At 65.2% G+C, this 19,052-nt stretch carries 18 protein-coding genes; 9 read left to right on the top strand and 9 right to left on the bottom strand.

The features are described from left to right. Nucleotides 1–138 precede the first annotated feature (138 nt). The gene (locus AC066Y_RS02270) at nt 139–1,932 is read left to right on the top strand and encodes a potassium/proton antiporter (protein ID WP_478272460.1); all 1,794 of its coding nucleotides are present in this window, start codon (nt 139–141) and stop codon (nt 1,930–1,932) included. A 9-nt stretch (nt 1,933–1,941) separates the two neighbouring features. Here AC066Y_RS02270 and AC066Y_RS02265 read toward each other — a convergent pair whose 3' ends face one another. From AC066Y_RS02265 to mepA, 6 genes are all read right to left on the bottom strand, one after another. Continuing rightward, nucleotides 1,942–3,111 (bottom strand): hypothetical protein, encoded by a 1,170-nt coding sequence (locus AC066Y_RS02265; RefSeq protein ID WP_478272459.1) that lies wholly within the window; start codon nt 3,109–3,111, stop codon nt 1,942–1,944. Nucleotides 3,112–3,225: 114 nt separating this feature from the next. Beyond that, nucleotides 3,226–3,897, bottom strand: coding sequence for a molybdenum ABC transporter ATP-binding protein (modC, locus tag AC066Y_RS02260; protein ID WP_478272458.1), 672 nt, complete (start codon nt 3,895–3,897; stop codon nt 3,226–3,228). Nucleotides 3,898–3,899: 2 nt separating this feature from the next. Then, nucleotides 3,900–4,595: a molybdate ABC transporter permease subunit gene (modB, locus tag AC066Y_RS02255; RefSeq protein ID WP_478272457.1), complete on the bottom strand. Its 696-nt coding sequence runs from the start codon at nt 4,593–4,595 to the stop codon at nt 3,900–3,902. Between the two features lie 2 nt (nt 4,596–4,597). Further along, complete coding sequence (modA, locus tag AC066Y_RS02250) at nt 4,598–5,383, bottom strand: molybdate ABC transporter substrate-binding protein (protein WP_478272456.1); 786 nt, start codon at nt 5,381–5,383, stop codon at nt 4,598–4,600. A 188-nt stretch (nt 5,384–5,571) separates the two neighbouring features. Beyond that, a complete protein-coding gene (locus tag AC066Y_RS02245; RefSeq protein ID WP_478272455.1) occupies nt 5,572–6,081 on the bottom strand; it encodes a hypothetical protein in 510 nt (169 codons plus the stop codon). Between the two features lie 148 nt (nt 6,082–6,229). Then, on the bottom strand, nt 6,230–7,177 hold the full coding sequence (gene mepA / locus AC066Y_RS02240; RefSeq protein WP_478272454.1) for a penicillin-insensitive murein endopeptidase: 948 nt from the start codon (nt 7,175–7,177) through the stop codon (nt 6,230–6,232). Between the two features lie 221 nt (nt 7,178–7,398). On the opposite strand from mepA, the gene AC066Y_RS02235 reads away from it, so the two are divergent. Then, nucleotides 7,399–7,599, top strand: a complete 201-nt coding sequence (locus AC066Y_RS02235) for a hypothetical protein (protein WP_478272453.1) — start codon at nt 7,399–7,401, stop codon at nt 7,597–7,599. Nucleotides 7,600–8,006: 407 nt separating this feature from the next. Beyond that, the gene (locus tag AC066Y_RS02230; RefSeq protein WP_478272576.1) at nt 8,007–10,115 is read left to right on the top strand and encodes a putative bifunctional diguanylate cyclase/phosphodiesterase; all 2,109 of its coding nucleotides are present in this window, start codon (nt 8,007–8,009) and stop codon (nt 10,113–10,115) included. 237 nt (nt 10,116–10,352) lie between these two features. On the opposite strand, the gene AC066Y_RS02225 is transcribed toward AC066Y_RS02230, so the two are convergent. Continuing rightward, nucleotides 10,353–10,799 (bottom strand): DUF1801 domain-containing protein, encoded by a 447-nt coding sequence (locus AC066Y_RS02225; RefSeq protein ID WP_478272452.1) that lies wholly within the window; start codon nt 10,797–10,799, stop codon nt 10,353–10,355. 132 nt (nt 10,800–10,931) lie between these two features. Between AC066Y_RS02225 and AC066Y_RS02220 the strand changes: the two genes are divergently transcribed. Together AC066Y_RS02220 and AC066Y_RS02215 are read left to right on the top strand one after the other, a co-directional pair. Further along, nucleotides 10,932–11,294, top strand: coding sequence for an RDD family protein (locus AC066Y_RS02220; RefSeq protein WP_478272451.1), 363 nt, complete (start codon nt 10,932–10,934; stop codon nt 11,292–11,294). Between the two features lie 11 nt (nt 11,295–11,305). Next, nucleotides 11,306–11,632 (top strand): hypothetical protein, encoded by a 327-nt coding sequence (locus AC066Y_RS02215; protein WP_478272450.1) that lies wholly within the window; start codon nt 11,306–11,308, stop codon nt 11,630–11,632. A gap of 60 nt (nt 11,633–11,692) precedes the next feature. On the opposite strand, the gene AC066Y_RS02210 is transcribed toward AC066Y_RS02215, so the two are convergent. Continuing rightward, nucleotides 11,693–13,660 carry a methyl-accepting chemotaxis protein gene (locus AC066Y_RS02210; RefSeq protein ID WP_478272449.1) on the bottom strand — a complete coding sequence of 656 codons (1,968 nt, stop codon included), beginning with the start codon at nt 13,658–13,660 and terminating at the stop codon, nt 11,693–11,695. A gap of 285 nt (nt 13,661–13,945) precedes the next feature. Here AC066Y_RS02210 and AC066Y_RS02205 point away from each other — a divergent pair, with 285 nt between their 5' ends. The 4 genes from AC066Y_RS02205 (at nt 13,946) to AC066Y_RS02190 (ending at nt 17,713) form a co-directional block, all read left to right on the top strand. Next, complete coding sequence (locus AC066Y_RS02205; RefSeq protein WP_478272448.1) at nt 13,946–14,356, top strand: cupin domain-containing protein; 411 nt, start codon at nt 13,946–13,948, stop codon at nt 14,354–14,356. Between the two features lie 127 nt (nt 14,357–14,483). After that, nucleotides 14,484–15,911, top strand: coding sequence for a DUF1254 domain-containing protein (locus AC066Y_RS02200; protein ID WP_478272447.1), 1,428 nt, complete (start codon nt 14,484–14,486; stop codon nt 15,909–15,911). A gap of 418 nt (nt 15,912–16,329) precedes the next feature. Continuing rightward, entirely contained in the window at nt 16,330–16,761 is a 432-nt protein-coding gene (locus AC066Y_RS02195) for a DUF2721 domain-containing protein (RefSeq protein ID WP_478272446.1), read from the top strand. A 427-nt stretch (nt 16,762–17,188) separates the two neighbouring features. Beyond that, nucleotides 17,189–17,713: a DUF2867 domain-containing protein gene (locus AC066Y_RS02190; RefSeq protein WP_478272445.1), complete on the top strand. Its 525-nt coding sequence runs from the start codon at nt 17,189–17,191 to the stop codon at nt 17,711–17,713. A 60-nt stretch (nt 17,714–17,773) separates the two neighbouring features. Here AC066Y_RS02190 and AC066Y_RS02185 read toward each other — a convergent pair whose 3' ends face one another. Then, complete coding sequence (locus AC066Y_RS02185) at nt 17,774–18,946, bottom strand: acyl-CoA dehydrogenase family protein (protein ID WP_478272444.1); 1,173 nt, start codon at nt 18,944–18,946, stop codon at nt 17,774–17,776. Between the last annotated feature and the right edge of the window lie 106 nt (nt 18,947–19,052).

Genomic DNA, 19,052 nt, shown 5'->3' with positions numbered 1-19,052 from the left:
CATCGATACAACACAGTGTCGAGGCGACCTAGGGGAGGAAAGACCGGGCACATTGCCGCTTATCTCAGAAATCGGTTGGCGTCCCAGTGTGGCGACGATAAGGATGCAATTGCAAGTATTTGAGATCTCCGAAGGCGCATGGCATCCCTCGACTCCGTCAGTATAGCGATCCTGCTCGGCGCGGTGCTGGTGATGGCCGGCATCCTGTCCAGCCTGCTGGCGCTGCGGTTCGGCGCCCCGTTGCTGCTGGTGTTCTTGCTGGTCGGCATGCTGGCGGGCGATTCCGGCCCCGGCCGGCTGCAGTTCGACGACGTCCGCACCACCTATCTGGTCGGCTCGGTGGCGCTGGCGCTGATCCTGTTCGACGGCGGATTGAAGACGCGGTTTGCCAGCATCCGCACGGTGCTGGCGCCCTCGATGATGCTGGCGACCGCCGGCGTGCTGCTGACCGCGCTGATCACGGCGCCGGTCGCCCGCTATGTGCTCGACCTCAACTGGACCGAGTCATTGCTGGTCGGCGCCGTCGTGGCCTCGACCGACGCCGCGGCGGTGTTCCTCCTGGTGCACACCCAGGGCCTGCGCCTGCGGCCGCGGGTCGGCGCGACGCTGGAGGCGGAGTCCGGCACCAACGACCCGTTCGCGATCTTCCTCACCTTGATGCTGGTCGAGTTTATCTCGATCGGCCAGAGCTCGGCCTCGCACATCGCGATGGAGTTCATCCAGGAAGCCGTGCTCGGCGCCATCATCGGGGTGATCGGCGGCCGGCTGGTGGTGATCGCGCTGAATCGCGTCGCGCTGCCGCAGGGCCTGCATGCGCCGTTCGTCACGACCGCGGCGCTGGTGATCTTCGGCGGCTCCCAGATCGTGCATGCCTCGGGATTCCTCGCGGTCTATCTCGCCGGTATCATCATCGGCAACCGGCCGACCCGCGCGCATAATTCGGTGGTGACGTTCCTCGACGCCGCGACCTGGCTGGCGCAGATCGTGATGTTCGTGCTGCTCGGCCTCCTGGTGTCGCCGCATCGCCTGCTCTCCAGCGCCGGCGGCGCGGTGCTGGTGGCATTCGCGCTGATGCTGGTGGCGCGGCCGCTGGCGGTGCTGATCTGTCTCGCGCCGTTCAAGTTCAACTGGCGGGAGAAGGTCTTCATCGCCTGGACCGGCTTGCGCGGCGCGGTCGCGATCTTCCTGGCCTCGATCCCGATGCTGGTCGGCCTCTCGAAGGCCTATCTCTACTTCGACGTCGCCTTCGTCGTCGTCATCATCTCGCTGCTGCTGCAGGGCTGGACGCTGGCGCCGGCGGCACGGCGGCTGCACGTCGCGCTGCCGCGCGCCGAGCGCGGTCCGCGCCGTGTCGAACTGGACCTGCCCGGCCAGCTCGAGCAGCAGCTGGTCGGTTATCCGGTGCGGCCGAAGAGCCTGTATTTCCGCCGCGGCCTGATCCCGTCGTGGTCGAAGCCGACGCTGGTGATCCGCGACGAGCGGATCCTGACGCCGGTCGAGGCCGATCCGGTCACGCCCGGCGACTACATCTATCTGCTGGCGCCGCCGGAGCGCGCCGAGGCGCTCGATCGTTTCTTCGTCGACATGGCGCCGTCGAGCGCGCCCGATCCGCATCTGCTCGGCGACTTCATGGTGTCCGGCGAGCATACCCTCGGTGAGCTCGCCGAGATCTACGGCGTCAAGGTCGACGAGCACCAGGCCAAGCTGACGCTCGCGGATTATTTCGACGTCAATCTCGACCGCGCGCCGAAGGAAGGTGCCGAGCTCGCGCTCGACGAGATCGTGCTGGTGGCGCGCAGCATCAGCGGCGGCCGCGTCAATGTCGTCGGCCTGCGCCTGCCGGAGGAAGACGAGAAGGTCGTGCCGCAGACGCGGATGCAGACCATCCGGCGCAAGCTCGCCGATATCTGGGCGTCGGTCGCCGGCGTCTGAGCCGCGCCATCACTGCTTGCGCAGGAAGCTCGAATCCGGGGCGAATTTCTTGATCATGTCGGACAGGCCGTCGTCCGCCGGCGGGTCCTTGGACGTAGCGTCCGCCTTGGGCCCGCCCTTGAGCTTCTGGCCGGAAATCTCAGCCAGCGCTGCGAGAAGCGTCTCGTCCAGATTGTCGGCCGCTGTTTTTGTAGGCGCCGTCTTCGCGGGCGGCGTGGTGGCGGGCGGAGGCGGAACGGGCTTTGGCGGATTGGCGCCGATCTCGGCCTTCGCTGGTGGCAGCTTCGGCAGCTCCGACACCGGCTCCGGCTCCGGCTTGAACGTGTCCGCCCGCCTGGCGGCGGCCTCGCTGATGGCCGTGATCAACGATGCTTCGAGGTCGGCGGGCGTCGCCGCCGGCATCGGCGGCGGCTCGGCGGGCTTCGCATCACGGGGGGCGCGACCGAACAGCGGCTCCCGCTGGCTCGCCGTCGACGGCTGGCTGTCGGTGGCCTTGCCAGGGTCCTTGGCAGGCTTGAAGAGACCCGCGCGCTCGGCGGCGACCCTGGCGGAAGCCTCCTCGACCGTGGCGAGCAGGGACGCTTCCAGTGCATTGGCGGGATTGTTCGGCGAAGCCGCCGGCTTGGCGGCGGGGGCGGCCTTTGGCTCCGGTCGGGCTGGCGTCAGCGGCGGTGGCTGCGATGCTTCGACCGCGGGCGGCGGGGCCGGCTGGCCGTCACGGGCGCGCGCGATGATGCCGTCGACGATCGCGCCCAGGCGGCTCTTGTCGGGGGCGGCGAGATAGCTGGCCGCGAGCTCGTCGACATATTGCGGGCCGTAGTCGGCCAGCACCTTGGCAAGCTGGGCGAGATCGGGATCGCTCTCGACCAGCCGGCGCCAAGCCTGCCGGTCATAGGGCGTGTCCGCGTTCTTGTCGGGCCAGGCCACCCGGCGCGGCTGGCGTTGCGGTCCGGTGTCCTGGTCAGTGTCTTGGCCGGTGACCGGGGCGAGGATCGGCGGCTGTAGCCCGGGACTGAGGCGCGGCGGGGTAAATCCCCCAGCCCCGGCCGGCACGGCATCATCACCGAGGCGTCGGCGGCGCTCGGCGACCTGTAGCGAGATCAGGCCGATGCCCATCAGCAGGAAGCCGAGCGCGGCCCACGAAATCGTGGCGCACAGCAGCCCGCCGATCAGCAGCAATACCCAGCCAGTCAGTCGCAAAGTGCACCTTTCCCCATGCCCGATCGGATGTCCCGATCCGGGCCTAGCAGACAAGATGGGCTATCTTATGCCGACTTTCGGAAAAACGGCCAGCTAGGCGCCGCCCGTCAACACCTTAACACCGCCGAACGCCGTGACCTGGCCGCGGCGCAGCATCACGATCTGGGTGGCGAGCTGGCGAAGCTCGGCCGCGTCGTGGCTGACATAGACCATCGGGACGCCGGCCTCGTCGCGCAGCCGCACCAGATAGGGCAGGATCTCGAGCTTGCGGCTTTCGTCGAGCGCGCCCAGCGGCTCGTCCAGCAGCAATAGCCGCGGCTTGGACAGCAATGCGCGGCCGAGCGCGACGCGCTGCCGCTCGCCGCCGGAGAGCTTTCCGGGGCGTCGGTCGAGCAGGGCGCCGATGTCGAGCAGATCGACGACGCGCTTGTGTTGCGCAGGATCCTCGGTGAGGCGGTTCATGCGGCGGCCGTAATCGAGGTTCTGCCTGATATCGAGATGCGGAAACAGCCGGGCGTCCTGGAAGACGTAGCCGATGCGCCGGCGCCAGGTCGGGACGTGAATGCCGGCTGCCGTGTCATCGACCGTCTCGCCGTCGATCACGATGGTGCCGCGATCAGGACGAACCAGCCCGGCGATCATGTTGATCAGCGACGTCTTGCCGGCGCCGGACGCGCCGAACAGGCCTGTGACGCGGCCCTCGCTGCTGAACGACGCCGCCAGCGAAAACTCTCCGAGCTGCTTGGTGATGTCGACGCGCAGCATCGCTATTGTCCGTGCAGGCGCGCGGTGGCGCGGCGCGCAAACACTTCGGCGGCGACCAGTGCGCCAACCGCGAGCACGATCGAGATGATCACGAGCCGCGCTGCGGCCGTGTCGCCATCAGGCGTCTGGATCAGCGAGTAGATCGCCGATGAAATGGTCTGGGTCTCGCCGGGGATGTTGGAGACGAAGGTGATGGTCGCGCCGAACTCGCCGATCGCCTTGGCAAAGCCGAGCACCATGCCGGCCAGCACGCCCGGCAGCGCGAGCGGCAGCGTCACCGTTGCGAACACCCGCCAGGGCGCGGCGCCGAGCGTCTCGGCGGCCTGCTCGAGGCGGCGGTCGACGGCCTCGATCGAAAGCCGGATCGGGCGCACGAGAAGCGGAAACGACATCACGCCGCAGGCGAGCGCAGCACCGGTCCAGCGGAACGCGAAGACGATGCCGAGATGATCGGCCAGCCAGCCGCCGACCAGTCCGCGCTTGCCGAAGGTCAGCAGCAGCAGATAGCCGGTGACGACGGGCGGCAGCACCAGCGGCAGATGCACGACGGCATCGAGCAGCGACTTGCCCCAGAAATCGCGCCGCGCCAGCAGCCAGGCGACCGCTATGCCGAACGGGGTCGCCACCAGCGTTGCGATGACGGCGACCCGCAGCGACAGCAGGATCGCCGTCCATTCGGTCGGCGAGATCTCGAACACGCTCACGTCGTCGGGCTGATCAGGAACTTGAAGCCGTACTTCTCGAGGATCGTCTTCGCCGCGGAAGAACGCAGGAAGGCGAGATAGTCAGCGGTCTCGGGCCTGGCGGTCGTGGTCGCCGCGACCGGATAGATGATCGCGGGATGGGTGTCGGCCGGGAAGGTGCCGACGATCTTGACGCCCGGCTCGACCTTGGCGTCGGTCGAATAGACGATGCCGAGCACGGCTTCGCCGCGCGCCACCAGCGTCAATGCCGCGCGCACGCTCTCGGCCATCGCGAATTTCGGCTCCGCCGCCTGCCAGGCGCCGAGCTTCTCGAGCGCGGCCTTGGCGTATTTGCCGACCGGCACCGCCTTGACGTCGCCGGTGGCGATCTTGCCGTCGCCGGCGAGCCTGGCGAGATCGAAGCCGGGTCCGATGCTGACATTGCCGATCATGGAATCCTTCGGCGCGATCAGCACGATCGAGTTGCCGAGCAGGTTCACCCGGGTCGGCTCATTGATGGTCTTCTGCTTGATCGCATAGTCCATCCAGTCGGTGTCGGCGGAGACGAACACGTCGGCCGGCGCGCCCTGCTCGATCTGTCTTGCCAATGCCGAGCTTGCTGCATAGCTGGCGTTGATCTTGACGCCGGCCCTGGCGGTGTAGGCCGCATCGATCTCGTCGAGCGCGTTCTTCATCGAGGCGGCCGCAAAGACGGTGAGCGTCTTGTCTTCGGCGCTCGCGGGCGAATGGATCGCGCCGAGCAGGATGACGAAGGCAGTGAAAAGTCCGGCAAGTCGTGACATGGAAGCGCTCCGTGCGAGCTCGAGCGCAAACGGGCGCGCGAATCAGGCGTTGGGTGGGTTCTGGGCGCGACGGACGGAAGCGCTGTTCCGCGGGTCCCCGACGGACTTACGGTCCTCGGGGATATCGCACTGCAAACATAGCAGGCTGGGACTTACGGTAAAGGCGACCGTTTGTCTAACCGCTCGTGCTATTCATCCGACGGCTGGATCGCGATCGACAGCGAGTTCTCCTTTGAGCCGCTGACCTGCAGCACGAAGGGGCCGGCAGCAAGGTCATATTTCATGGTCTTGCGGATGCCGTCGCAATCGGTCGCGCCGCTGAAGGCCTTCGGCTTCAGGAAATGCCCGTCCTGCACCAGGTCGACCCAGGCACCGGCCGACAGGCTGACGGTGTAGAGCCCGGCCTTCGGTGCGGCCTTGAAGCTGGTGAAGCCGGCGAAGGTGCCGTCCTTCGGCGCGCGCTCCGGCGGCGTCGGCAGTTTGGCCTCGCCGGGCGCAACCAGCGCCAGCGTGATGGCGGTCGGCGGCAGTGCGGCCTGTTCGCTGCCCGAGGCAAGCTTGGCGCGATCGGGCGCGGTGAGCGCGGCGCGTGCGCGGTCGATCGACCATTTGAACTTGTCGCAGCCGCTCGGCTCTTCCGCCGCGAAGGCGGGAACTGAGGCAAGCAGGAGCGATGCGGCGAGGAGCGATTTGCGCATGACTGGTCCAGTGCAATTGTGACGGATGAAAGAGATCAGCGGCCCCGATCCATCGCTCGAACGCGCTTACGGCGCGACGACGCGAGATCATAACGCAGTTCAAGCCGGCCGGAAAAGCCGCCTGACAAAGATGTTATTGCTCTGAATATTACTGCTTGGCGTCGGTTGCGTTCAGCACCGTCTTGCAGGCCGCCGGCATCTGCGCCAGCGTCATCGGCGGGCGCGGTTTCGGCGGCTTCGGCGGAGGCTTCGGATGCAGCACCGAATCCTTGAACCAGAAGGCGAGATCTGACGGCTTGCAGCCTTCGCCTTCCGTCTGCGGTTTCTGTCCCTCGCATGCCGGGCTGCCGGGCGGACATCGCATGCGGATGTGGAAATGATAGTCGTGGCCCCACCACGGCCGGATCTTCGACAGCCAGCGGCGATCGCCCTTGGCCTCGCGGCACAGCGCCTTCTTGATCGCCGGGTTGACGAAGATGCGCTGCACCGCCGGCTCGCGCGCCGCATCGCGGATGACCAGCACATGACCGGGCGTGAAGACGCGCGGATCGACATCGAGCCGGTCGTCGCGCACCATCATCACCGCCGACATCTCCTCGCGATCCTCGCGCGACAATTTGCGATCCGGCATCGGCGTCAGCCAGATGTCGGCGTCGAGGCCGATCTGGTGGCTGGCGTGACCGGAGAGTGCGGGGCCGCCGCGCGGCTGGCCGATGTCGCCGACCAGGATGCCCGGCCAGCCGGCGTCCTTGTGCGCGTTGGCCGCCAGCCGCTTCAACAGAGCGATCATGGCGGGATGAGCCCAATAGCGGTTGCGCGACAGGCGCATCACCTGCCAGGTGTCGCCGTTCAGCGGCATCTGCGCGGCGCCGGCGAGACAGCCCTTGGTGTAGCCGCCGATCGATTGGGTCGGCAGTGCCGCCGGCAACACCTTGCGCGCGAACAGCTGCTTCGCCCCGATCGTTGGATCGCCGGGGTTAGCGAGCGGCGGCAATGGCTGCGGATTGAGCGAGCCCTTGTCCTGCGCACGTGCGGAGATGCTGCAGGCGACGAGGGCGGAGATCAGGAGCGGGATCAGACGCAGGCGGGGTGTCATTCGGATCACTCTGTCTGCGCAAGGCTAACATGGATTCGAGGCAGGCCAACCGCGCTTTCATCCCATTTGCTTGATCGCCCACAAGGCCGATCAAGATGACCCGCGGCTTGCCGGCTCGCATGTGATCCACGCCATTTTACAAGCGCGCGTTGCAGGCGACATCATGCGCGCAATCATTTCAGGCAGGCGTTATGATGACGAGCGTATGTTGCGTACGGCCGGTGTTTGCCGCCGCGATTGCCGCGTCGACATTGGCACTCTCTCCGGCGCAAGCCGACATCGTCGTTCACATCGACAAATCATCGCAGCGCATGGCGGTGAGCGTCGACGGCGCAACGCGCTATAACTGGCCGGTGTCGACCGGTCGCCGCGGTTACGGCACGCGGATCGAGATCACCAACTGGCGTCGCAGCACGGCGTGAATCCGGTCGCGCCTTTACCGCGTGATAACCTTGTCACACGCTGGCAAACATTGATGCGCTCGCAGCGTTTTCGGCGCATTCACTGTGCAGGCGGACGCTGGTTTACCCTTCCTTCACCACGCTCCGGCGCTTCCACGCCGCAAATCTGCGCGCAGCGGCGCTTGCGCAGCGCCGGCCCCTCGCGTTCGGCGTGAGCTCGCCTGCAAAGCAGGCAGGTATGGCTTTCTCAGGCAGCGCAGCCATTCGCCGAGAGATACCAATTTTTCAGACACTTATCGCAGAAATGTCGCCGAACTGGAATGCGCGTGGGGCGTGCGATACCGATGATGCGGCCGAAAAAGATCAAGAAACCGAAGCAGGCCAAACTGTCCGGTCCTCAGGGCCGCCGGGTGAGACCGATGCCGAAGATGTCCGGCAGTTCGCGCCGGACCGCCGTCGAGATCGGCGAACTGGTGCGCCAGCGCGCGCAGGCCGATGCCGCGATCGCCGAGGCCCGCAAGTCCAATGCGCGGCTACGTGAGGCGATCGACATCCTGCCGCAAGGCATCGTGTTCCTGGACCCCGAAGGCCGTTACACCCTCTGGAACAAGAAATACTCGGAAATCTACAAGCGCAGTTCCGACCTGTTCGAGCAGGGTGCGCGGCTGGAAGACACCATCCGCGTCGGCGTTGCGCGCGGCGACTATCCCGAGGCCGCCGGGCGCGAGGAAGAGTGGATCGCCGAGCGGCTCGAGAAGATGTACCGGCCGGGCGAGCGGCACGAGCAGGTGCTGGCCGATGGCCGCGTGGTGCTGATCGAGGAGCGGCTGACCTCGGATGGCGGCATCGTCGGCCTGCGCGTCGACATCACCGAACTGAAGCAGCGCGAGGCGTCGTTCCGCCTGCTGTTCGACGGCAATCCGGTGCCGATGATCCTGTGCGCGCTCGACGGCAAAAAGATCCTCGCGGTCAACGACGCCGCGATCGCGCACTATGGTTATGTCCGTGCCGAATTCGAGAAGATGACGATCAAGAGCCTGCAGGCGTTCGATGCCGAGCTGCCCTGGGCCGCAGGCCGCAGCAGCGACGAGCAGGCGGCGCGGACCTGGAAGCATGTGCGCGCGGACGGCACGCTGATCGACCTTGCGATCTATTCGCGCCAGCTGATGCATGGCGACCAGCCGGCGATGCTGCTCGCGCTGATGGACATCACCGAGCGCAAGCGCGCCGAGGCGCGGCTGGCGTTCATGGCCCAGCACGACAGCCTGACCGGCCTGCCGAACCGCAATCTGCTGCGCCAGCAGATGGAGGACATGCTGCAGCACACCCGCCGCTCGACCGACAAGGTCGCGGTGCTGATGCTCGGGCTCGACAATTTCAAGGCGGTCAACGACACGCTCGGCCACGGCATCGGCGACAAACTGTTGCGCGGGGTCGCCAAGCGCCTGCGCTCGACGCTGCGCGAGGAAGACGCGCTGGCCCGGCTCAACTCCGACGAATTCACCATCGTGCAGGGCGGCGTGATGCGGCCCGAGGACGCGGTGCTGCTGGCGCGGCGGATCCTGGATGCGATCGGCGAGCCCTATCTGCTCGACGGCCATTCGGTGGTGGTCGGCGCCAGCATCGGGATCGCGATGTCGCCCGGCGACGGCGAGGATTCCGAAAAGCTCCTGAAGAGCGCCGACATGGCGCTGTCGCGCGCCAAGAGCGAATTCCGCGGCACCTTCTCGTTCTTCGAGGCCGAGATGGATGCGCGCGCGCAGAGCCGCCGCAAGATCGAGATCGATCTGCGCGGCGCGATCCAGAATGAGGGCCTGCGGCCCTATTACCAGCCGCTGGTCGATCTCGCCAGCGGACGCATCACCGGCTTCGAGGCCCTGGTGCGCTGGCCGCATCCGGAGCGCGGCATGATCTCGCCCGGCGAGTTCATCCCGGTGGCCGAGGAGACCGGCCTGATCAATCCGCTGGGCGCGCTGATGCTGCGTCGCGCCTGCATGGACGCGGCGCAATGGCCCGACGACGTCCGCGTCGCGGTCAATCTGTCGCCGCTGCAATTCCGCACCGGCAATCTGCTGGCGCTGGTCACCGACGCGCTGCGGCAATCCGGCCTGCCGGCGCGGCGGCTCGAGCTCGAGATCACCGAGACGCTGCTGCTCGAGAAGAGCAGCCAGGTGCTGGCGACGCTGCATGCGCTGCGCGCGCTCGGGGTGCGGATGTCGATGGACGATTTCGGCACCGGCTATTCGAGCCTCAGCTATCTGCGCAGCTTTCCGTTCGACAAGATCAAGATCGACCAGTCGTTCGTGCGCGACCTCGGCGCGAACCCGGACGCGCAGGCGATCGTGCGCTCGATCGTCAGCCTCGGCGTGGGGCTCGGCGTCACCATCACGGCCGAGGGCGTCGAGACCGAGGCGGAGCTGAGCTGCCTGCGCGCCGAGGGCTGCCACGAGGGCCAGGGTTTTCTGTTCAGCCGCGCCCGGCCGAACGCCGAGGTCATCAGCCTGCTGAAGGCGCAGCGCGTCGCGACGGCGGCGTAGTGAAGTCTAAAGTGAGATGATGTTATCTCGGACCAAGCGTCGAACCCCGCTTCGCCTCGCCCCGCGTGCGGGGAGAGGCCGGAAGGCATCGTCAGATGCGTTCCGGGTGAGGGGGAGTCTCCGCGAACGCAGCTATCACCGAATGTGCGGAGACGGCCCCTCACCCTAACCCTCTCCCCGTAAGAACGGGGCGAGGGCGCACACCGCCGCCGCTCCTCGACCTAACCTCATCACGGGCTACGTCGCCTTCTTGTTCAAATGATAGGTCAGCGCCAGCGCCACGCAGTGGCGCAGCGCCGCCTCCGGAAGCCTCCCCGCGACATCGAGCAGGATCGCGCGGTTGCCGCTGTAGCTGAGCTCGGGATAGAGCTCGCGGAAGGTCTCGACCAGATTGGTCTGGCAATGGAAATAGACCGCGACCTGGTCGGCGGCGGGCTTCACCTGATCGATCCGGATCGTGCTGCCGCTGCCGGTCTCCGGCGTAAGGTAGCTCGGCTGCCCCCATTTCAACGTCTCTTCCAGCGCGCCGACGCCCCTGGTGGCCTTCGCGGTCTCGAAGATCAGGCGCCGCAGCGCCAGCAGCTTGGCCTTGACCGGGGCAGGGTAAGCGTCGAACAGCGCATCTGCCGAGGCGGGATTGCGCGGCCGCGGTTTCCTCGTCACTCTGGCGTTCGATTTCTTCATCGCCCGGTCATGGTTGTTTGGTGCGCTTGCACGGAAACTAGAGCAATCGCCAACGGCGTGAAAGCCCAGGGTTGAACCTTCACCGCCGCCGTTTCGTCTTAACGGCCGGGGTGCCAGAACGAGATGAGCCCGATGAGCATCAGCAGCACCGTACCACCTGTTGCGGCGGTACCGCCGCTCTATGCGCGGTTCTCCCGCCGCTTTCGTGGCATCTTCATCGATTGGATCGTCACGCTGGTGGCAATATCCGCCGCCTTGCTCGTGGTGTCCGTGGTCGCCATCGATTCCGTTTCGCGTGCGCTCGGGATCGTGGTGATCGCGGCGCTGGTGCTTTACGAACCGGTCCTGGTGTCATTCACGGGCGGGACCGTCGGGCATCATCTCAGCAATCTGCGCGTCGTCGATGACGCGACCGGCGGCAATGTCGGCTTCCTGAAGGCGTGCGCTCGGCTCCTGATCAAGGGCTTTCTCGGCTGGTACTCCACGATCCGGTGACGCGGTCGACGGTGCAGATCCGCGATCCAGCGAGGGCGCGGCCGGGCCAATTCATCATCGAGCGCGTCGAGGAGACGCGGGCGTCCCTCATGCCGGCGCGCTGGCAGCGCATATTGTTGATCTGCCTGTATCTGCCGCTCATCTTCCTCATCGTCACCTTGCTCGGCGTGATTGCCGACATGCTGTTGCGAGGCTGTGCGTTCAATTCCTGTACCCATGCGCAAGAGATCGTCGACCTCCTGCTCAGCGTTGTGCTGCTGCTGGGAATGGCGGCGGTCATCGCGCTGGGCTGGAGGGGCAAGCTGCCCGGGGCGCGGGTCAGTCGCGCCTCACGATGACAGCGCCTTGAACGTCGTCGAGGCCGCCGTCAGCGAGGCAGACGATCGCTGCGCCGCCGCTCAGGCCGCGTTGCGCAGGCCGGCGAGGAACGTGTCGACGCTGTGCGACAGCGCGGAGGCGTGATCGCCGAGCTGGCTCGACGTATCCAGCACATTGCCGGTGAGGGCGCGGGACTGGCCGGCGGCTTCGCTGGCGCCCGCGATATTGGCGGAGACCTCCACCGTGCCGGAAGATGCCTGCTGCACGCTGCGGGCGATCTCCCGCGTCGCCGAGTCCTGCTGCTCGACGGCGGCCGCGATCGCGGTGGCGATGCCCGAAATCTCGCGGATGGTGCCGCTGATGTCGCCGATCGCGCTGACGCAGTTGCCGGTGGCGGACTGGATCGCGCCGACCTGGCCGGCGATCTCGTCGGTCGCCTTCGCGGTCTGGCTCGCCAATTCCTTCACCTCGGCGGCGACCACGGCAAAGCCGCGACCGGCCTCGCCGGCGCGCGCCGCCTCGATGGTGGCGTTGAGCGCCAGCAGATTGGTTTGGCTGGCGATCGCGCTGATCAGGCGCAGCACGTCGCCGATCTTCTCCGCGGAGGCGGCGAGGCTCGTCACCATCTCGGTGGTCTCCGTCGCCTTGGCCACCGCGTTGTCGGCAACGCGGCTGGAATGGCTGACCTGGCGGCCGATCTCGGTGATCGAGGAGGCCAGCTCTTCGGTGGCGGCCGCGACCGCATTGACGCTGGCCGACGCCTCCTCGGACGCGGCGGCTGCCGCTGCGGTCCGTTCGGAGGTGCCGTTGACGCTGGTGGTGATCTCGCCCGCGACGCGCTGCATGGCGCTCGACGACTGCGCGACGGCGGCGACCATGCCCTTGACGTCGGCTTCGAAGCGGTCGGCCATCTGCCGCTGCAGCGCCTGCTTGTCGGCCGCGGCCTTCACCTTGTCGGCCTCCTGTGCATCGCGCAGCGAGGAGGTTTCGAGCATGCCGCGGCGGAACACGTCGACCGCCTTGGCCATCGTGCCGAGCTCGTCGCGCCGCTCGCTGCCGGGGATCGTGACGCTGGTGTCGCCGCTGGACAGCCGGTTCATCACCGCGGTGATCGCGGTGAGCGGCCGTGACAGGCCGCGGCCGAGCAGGAACGCCAGCAACACGGCCGCGGCCAGGATCGCGACGGTGCCGAGGATCAGATTGCGCTGCGCGCTCGCCGCGGCGGCTTCATAGTCGCTGGTGTCCTTGATGATCTCGAGCACGGCGACCGGCTCGCCGGCATAATTCCTGATCTGCCCGAGATAGAGCTCCACCGCATGGCCGTCGAGCTTCGCATCGCGCAGCAGTGCTGCACCGTTCATCACGCTCTTGAGCTCGTCCGGGGTTGCGACCACGGTGTCGCCGAAGGTCGAGGACAGCCGCTTGAAGGTCTGGCCGTCGAAGGAATGCACGGCGAGGTCGATGCCGAAGCGCTTCTTGGCGCGGTCGACGAATTCCTTGCCGAAGGCGGCGCCGACGTCGACATTGGCCAGCGTCCTGCCGTCATGCATGACCGGGGTCATGCCGAAGATCGAAAGCGCTTCGCGGCCGGGCTCGACGCCGACGATCGGCTTGCCGGCCTTGATCGATTCCACCACCGTCGTACGACGCGTGGAGGCGTCGTCGCCGAACAGTTTCGGCGCGTGGACCCGGTAGAAGCTGGTCGCCGGCGCCTGCCAGAACGAGATCAGCGGGATGCCTTGCGCCTTCATCGACGCCGAGGCGGCGCCGAGCAGCTTGCCGAGGCCATCGCGGTCACCCCTGGCGATGGCATCTTCGACCGGCGGCAGGGCGGCGATCACGGCCGAGACCGCAAGCGCGGCGCGGCCTTCGTATTCGATCGCTGCAATCACGCTGTCATATTGCAGCTTGAGCTGTTGATCGAGCGCGAGCCGCGTCAGCGTGCGCTGCTGGCTGATGCAGAAGCTGCCGAGGATGGCGCAGGCGACTGCAACGGTCAGTGAAATCGCCAGGATCAGGCGGGCGGCAATCGATCGAAGCTTGAACATGGGGCCAGTGGAACTCCAGGCATTAGCGCCGGCCGCAAAGTCCCACAAAAAGCTTAACAACCGGATGTTGTTGGCGCCGGTATCCGAACCGCGATCATGGCCGCCGGTGCTACTTTCGTACTGTTCGCTAAAGCGCGATGAGACTGGGTTGAAGCAGTCGGACCGCAGACTCGCTTCGCCTCCGTTGCTTGCGGGCGGTCGAGACCAGCGAAGCTCGCTCTTAGGCCGACGCGCCCCGAGCGACGCGGAGCGTCGTCAGGAGCGCGGCGCGCGGGGCTGTCCACGATGGCATTCGCGGCGCTACCCCCAGCCCTCCACGAGCGAGAGAGGAGCGCAGCGTCCTCGCGGTCGTTAGGGCGCGTCATAAACGCCAGCGGGGTAGCACGCCACACGCATCCGGGAATCGAGTCGAGTTACGTCATGGAAGGTGGCGGGGGCGAACTTCCGGTCGAGGGCCAACCGACGCGCATACTCAAGGCCGGCGAAGCCTTTCAGATCCCGCCTCAAACCCCGCATGCCGGCGGCAAGCCTGCAGAGATGAAAACTAGGCTATTGATCAATTACATCGTGGAGAAAAGGCAAACCGCTCGCGACGCCGGTCTGATTTGCACCTTGGATCGATGCCAAGGCTGGCCTTGCCAGCCTTGGGATTCGGCATTGGGTACGGACCTATTTCGAGGGTCAGCTGCTCTGTGAGTTTGCCCCTGATCGGACGTCAAAGCTGTCCGGAAGGGCATATCGCACAGGTCGAGGCCATGATACGGTGTAACCTTTGGGAGAGCTGAAAGCATCGGAGAGCCAGCAACCCAACTGGAGGATTGTGATGAGCATCACTCGCCGCGCCGCAACGCTTGGCGGTCTCAGCCTGCTAGCCGGAACATCCGCAAGCACCGTAAGCCGGGCCGAACTCGGCTCTTTTCTTGGGATCGGGGAAGGACTTGAGGATTTCATACTTGCCACCGACGCCTACATCTTTGGCTATCCACTGGTCACGATGGAGACGACGCGGAGGGTCATAACCAACGTGGCGGACCCGATCGGAACGCGCGGGCCGATGGGCCAAATCATCAAGCTACGCCAGTATCCAGATGCTTCGTTCCGGGACGTAACGGCGCCGAATGCCGACACGCTATACACGACCGCGTTCTTCGATGTCGGCAAGGAGCCTTGGGTACTCAGCATTCCGGATATGAACGGACGTTATGCGCTTTTCCCGATGCTGGATGGTTGGACCACTGTGTTTCAGGTGCCGGGTAAGCGTACCACCGGTACCGGTGCGCAGACCTACGCGGTAACTGGCCCCGGATGGAAGGGCACACTGCCCGCCGGCGTCAAGGAGTACAAATCTCCGACCAACATTGTCTGGCTACTAGGCCGCATCTACTGCACCGGCACGCCTGAAGATTATGCCGAGGTCCACAAGCTGCAGGATGAGTTTAAGCTCGTGCCGCTTAGCTCGTACGGCAAACCCTACACGCCTCCCGCAGGGAGCGTCGATCCATCGATCGACATGAAGACGGCCGTGCGCGAGCAGGTCAACCGCATGGACGCTGTGGCGTACTTCACGCTGCTCTGCAAGCTCATGAAAGAAAATCCGCCAGCGGCAGTGGACGCACCTCAGCTCGCCAAGTTTGCGAGCATTGGCATCGTTCCCGGTCAGGACTTCGATGCGACTAAGCTCAAGGCGGATTTCGTCAAACGCGTGCCAGAGGTCGGCTTCGACCGGATCATGCTGCAGTTCAAGATCAACAAGGACGTCAAGGACGAGAACGGCTGGGCCTATACGACCAAGACCGGCATCTATGGTACCGATTATCTGATGCGGGCGCTCGTCACCGCTATCGGGCTCGGTGCCAACCGGCCGCAGGATGCGGTCTACCCGACCTCGATGAAGGACGGAGAAGGCAAGAAGTACAACGGCGCGAACAAATACGTAATGCGCTTCTCCGAAGGCCAACTGCCACCTGCGGAGGGTTTCTGGTCGTTAACGATGTACGATGCCGGCTACTTCTTCGTAAACAATCCGCTCAATCGTTACTCGATCAGCGCGCGGCAAAATCTGAAATCGAACCCGGACGGATCGACCGATCTGTACATTCAGAAAGACTCGCCCGGTGCCGACAAGGAGTCGAACTGGCTTCCCGCACCTCCCGGCGATTTTATCCTGATGCTGCGGATGTATTGGCCCGACGAAAGCGATCCTTCGATTATCGACGGATCATGGAAGATTCCGCCGGTGAAGAAGGTGTGATGTGGGGAGTGAGCACGGGGTCGCGGCAGACCCCGTACTCCTCGTCTTGGTGAGACCTTTGTTGCTGCCTAACATAAGGGCAGTACGTCAATCGCGAACTACGACCGGTATTTGATCGCCGCATTGTTCGACCTAAAGGGGCTGAGCCATGAATTGTAGTAAGCAGTTTGCTGTCGTCTCCGTGGTCTTCGCAGTTCTTCAGCCATGGTGTGCGAGAACACTCAATGCGAGGGACGCCGATCTCGCCCCTCTCATATTCGCTGCGGCTCAGACTGCCAAACAGCAATGCATGAATACCTGCCGCGCACGATATCGCGACTGCCTGTCCTTGAAGCAAATACCATCCCCGGAGTGCCGGGGTGTTTACCGGGATTGCACCCGCAACACCTGTAGTGCTGTGCGGGGATGACCGGCGCGCATGCTTGAAACGCCATCAGTCACGCAGCTTTCCCAAGTCATCAGTCACGCGATTGCACCAGCATTCATTCTGGGCGCAGTTGCCGGCTTCATATCTGTTTTGGTGACACGCCTCAACCGGATCATCGACAGGTGTCGCGTTGTTGGGTTTCATGAAGGCGCCGAGCCGACTAAGGAGCGGGTTTACCCCGATATGTCGCAACTCAACCGCCGTGCGGCGCTCATCAATCGAGCGCTCTTTTGGGCGGTAGCAAGTGCGCTCGTCACCATTCTTCTCATGATCGTCGCATTTGTAGATGCGTTTTTTGAGCTGCCTCATGAAAGAGGCGTTGCTCTGTTGTTTACCTTAGCACTTATATTGTTTGGGGTTTCTCTCGTCAGCTTCGCTCGGGAGATCCGAATAGCGATCATGGATCCCAACAATTACGATTGAGCCTAACTGATCCTTCGCCGCCACATCCCTTGTTCAACAGGCGATGGAGGCATTTCCGTTGATGGTCCCATAGCTGACGGTCTGAATGATCTTCGAGAAGGCCGGCTCTCCGAAGTGAACCGGAAGTCCCTGGGTTCGGAAGTGATCAACCGCTTTTGACGCAAAGCGGACGTCCGTCCTTCTCAATGCAGCTAGCCGCAATCAGTCCTTCGCGATTTGAGTGTGAACGTGCCTCGAACATTGATCTCTCTATCGTTCGTGGGATCAATTCTTTGACGCGTAGATCGGCCTTGAGACCCCGCGCCGATCACCGTAGAGTTGAAGACCTGCAAACCGGCGACGAGTTGCGAGCTCAGCGTAGGGAAATCACCGCGTCTAAAACTGAGAGTAGCTCTTCCTATTGGCCGCTCGCATAGGTGACATCGTCATGAGCATCGGTTTAGACCGAAAACCGCGGGTACGCCGGACGACGCCGCCGTCGGAAAGTGTCGTTGCGAGCTGGTACGAGAACGCCAGTTTACTCGATAGCTACAGCATCGACTTGAGTGCATCGGAACAGCCGAGCATGCGCGAGCTGGCGACGCGGACACTCGTCAATCCACCCGCGTGGCAAAAGGCATTGATCGCGCTGCGCGACGCCATGGTAACGCCCTTTGGCATCAAAACCTCCGATACGGTCAGGACGTCCCCCGACAGCCATGAACGGGTGGACTTCTTCCCGGTGCACTGGGAGGGCAAGGACGAAATTGTGCTCGGTACGGATGACCGACACCTGGACTTCCGGCTATCCCTGCTCCGACGCCACTCTCCAACGGGCACGCTGCTCATCGCGACAACCGTTGTGCATACCCACAATGCCTTGGGCTTCACCTATCTCAACGCGATCAGGCCTTTTCATCACCTCGTGGTCAGGGCCAACCTGGCGCGCTGTGCACAAACACAACTGCAGTAGAGCCGACAGGGCGGCGGATTGATGAGTGCACGCCCTGGTTCAACCTGACGCCATCGCGCTTTAGCGCGTCGTCGGCGGAGCGCCGAGATTGCCCGCCAGGATCGCCTTGCCGGCGTCCTCATACTGGGTGTCGCGGGCCTGGATCTGCTGCGCGATCGCGTGCATGTCGCGAAACCGCCGCTCGAACGGATTCTTGGCGAACACCGCCGTTGCCCCCGACATGTGATAGGCGATGTCGACCACGGCGGCCGACTGGTGGATGGTCCAGGTCGAGGCGATGCGGATCGCGATGCGATGCGCCTCGCTGATCGGATCGCCGCGGGCGAGATCGCTCCAGACGTCGTGCGCCGTCGCATACAGATAGGCGCGCGCGGCGCGCAGGCTCGCCTCGGTGCGGCCGATCTGGCCCTGCACCGCGTTGTTCTCGCGCATCGCCTTGAGGCCTTGCGGGGTCTTAGCCCGCGCAAGCTCGGTCGCCGCATCCAGCATGGCGCGCGCGACGCCGAGCGAGGTAGCGGCAAAGCCCATGCTGAACACCATGTTGGTGGAGAGCTTGTAGAGCGGCCCCGGCTCGCGGCACGCGGCGGGGTCGTCGCGCAGCGCGGCGAATGCCTCAGGGATGAAAAGGTTGTCGACCGAATAGGAATCGGTGCCGGTGCCCTTCAGCCCGATCACGTCCCAGACGTCGTACATCGTAGCTGACGACACCGGAAACAGGATGGTGCGGATTTCCGGCGAGCCGTCGGCCTTCTTGCGTGGCGAGCCGTCGGCCTCGACGACGCGGACATGGGCGCCGAGCCAGCTCGCCTGTCGCGAGCCGGAGGCGAAATCCCAGCGCGCACTGGCGCGGTAGCCGCCGGGCTCGGCGCGCACCTCGTGGGCGATCGCGCCCCAGGCCAGGATGCCGGGCGCGGTGTTGAAGATCGCGTTGGCGGCATCGGGCTCGAGATAGGCCGCGGTCATGGCGCAGACGCTGCACTGGCCGAGGCACCAGGCGGTCGATGCATCGGCCTTGGCGATCTCCTCCTGCATCTGCATGAACGCGTCCAGCGTCGCCTCGGCGCCGCCGAAACGCTTCGGCAGCAGCGCGCGATAGAGCCCATTCTCGACGAGCGCCGCGGTGACGGAAGGCGTCAGCCGCCGCGTCCGTTCGATCTCGTCGGCCTCGCTCATGATCAGCGGCGCCAGCGCGCGCGCCCGCTCGACAAGGTCTACTCCCTGCGGCTTGTTCATGCGTTTCCTCGGCGCCCCTTCTGACGTTGTTGTTGGGCGGGGCAGGCGATGGTGGCCCATCCGGCAGGAGAGGGCAAGGCGGGGCGGCGCCGATGCAGATCAGCTA

Source organism: Bradyrhizobium sp. USDA3010, from assembly GCF_056429065.1.
Note: the sequence above shows the minus strand (reverse complement) of the source record. Positions and strands in the feature narration are given on the sequence as shown.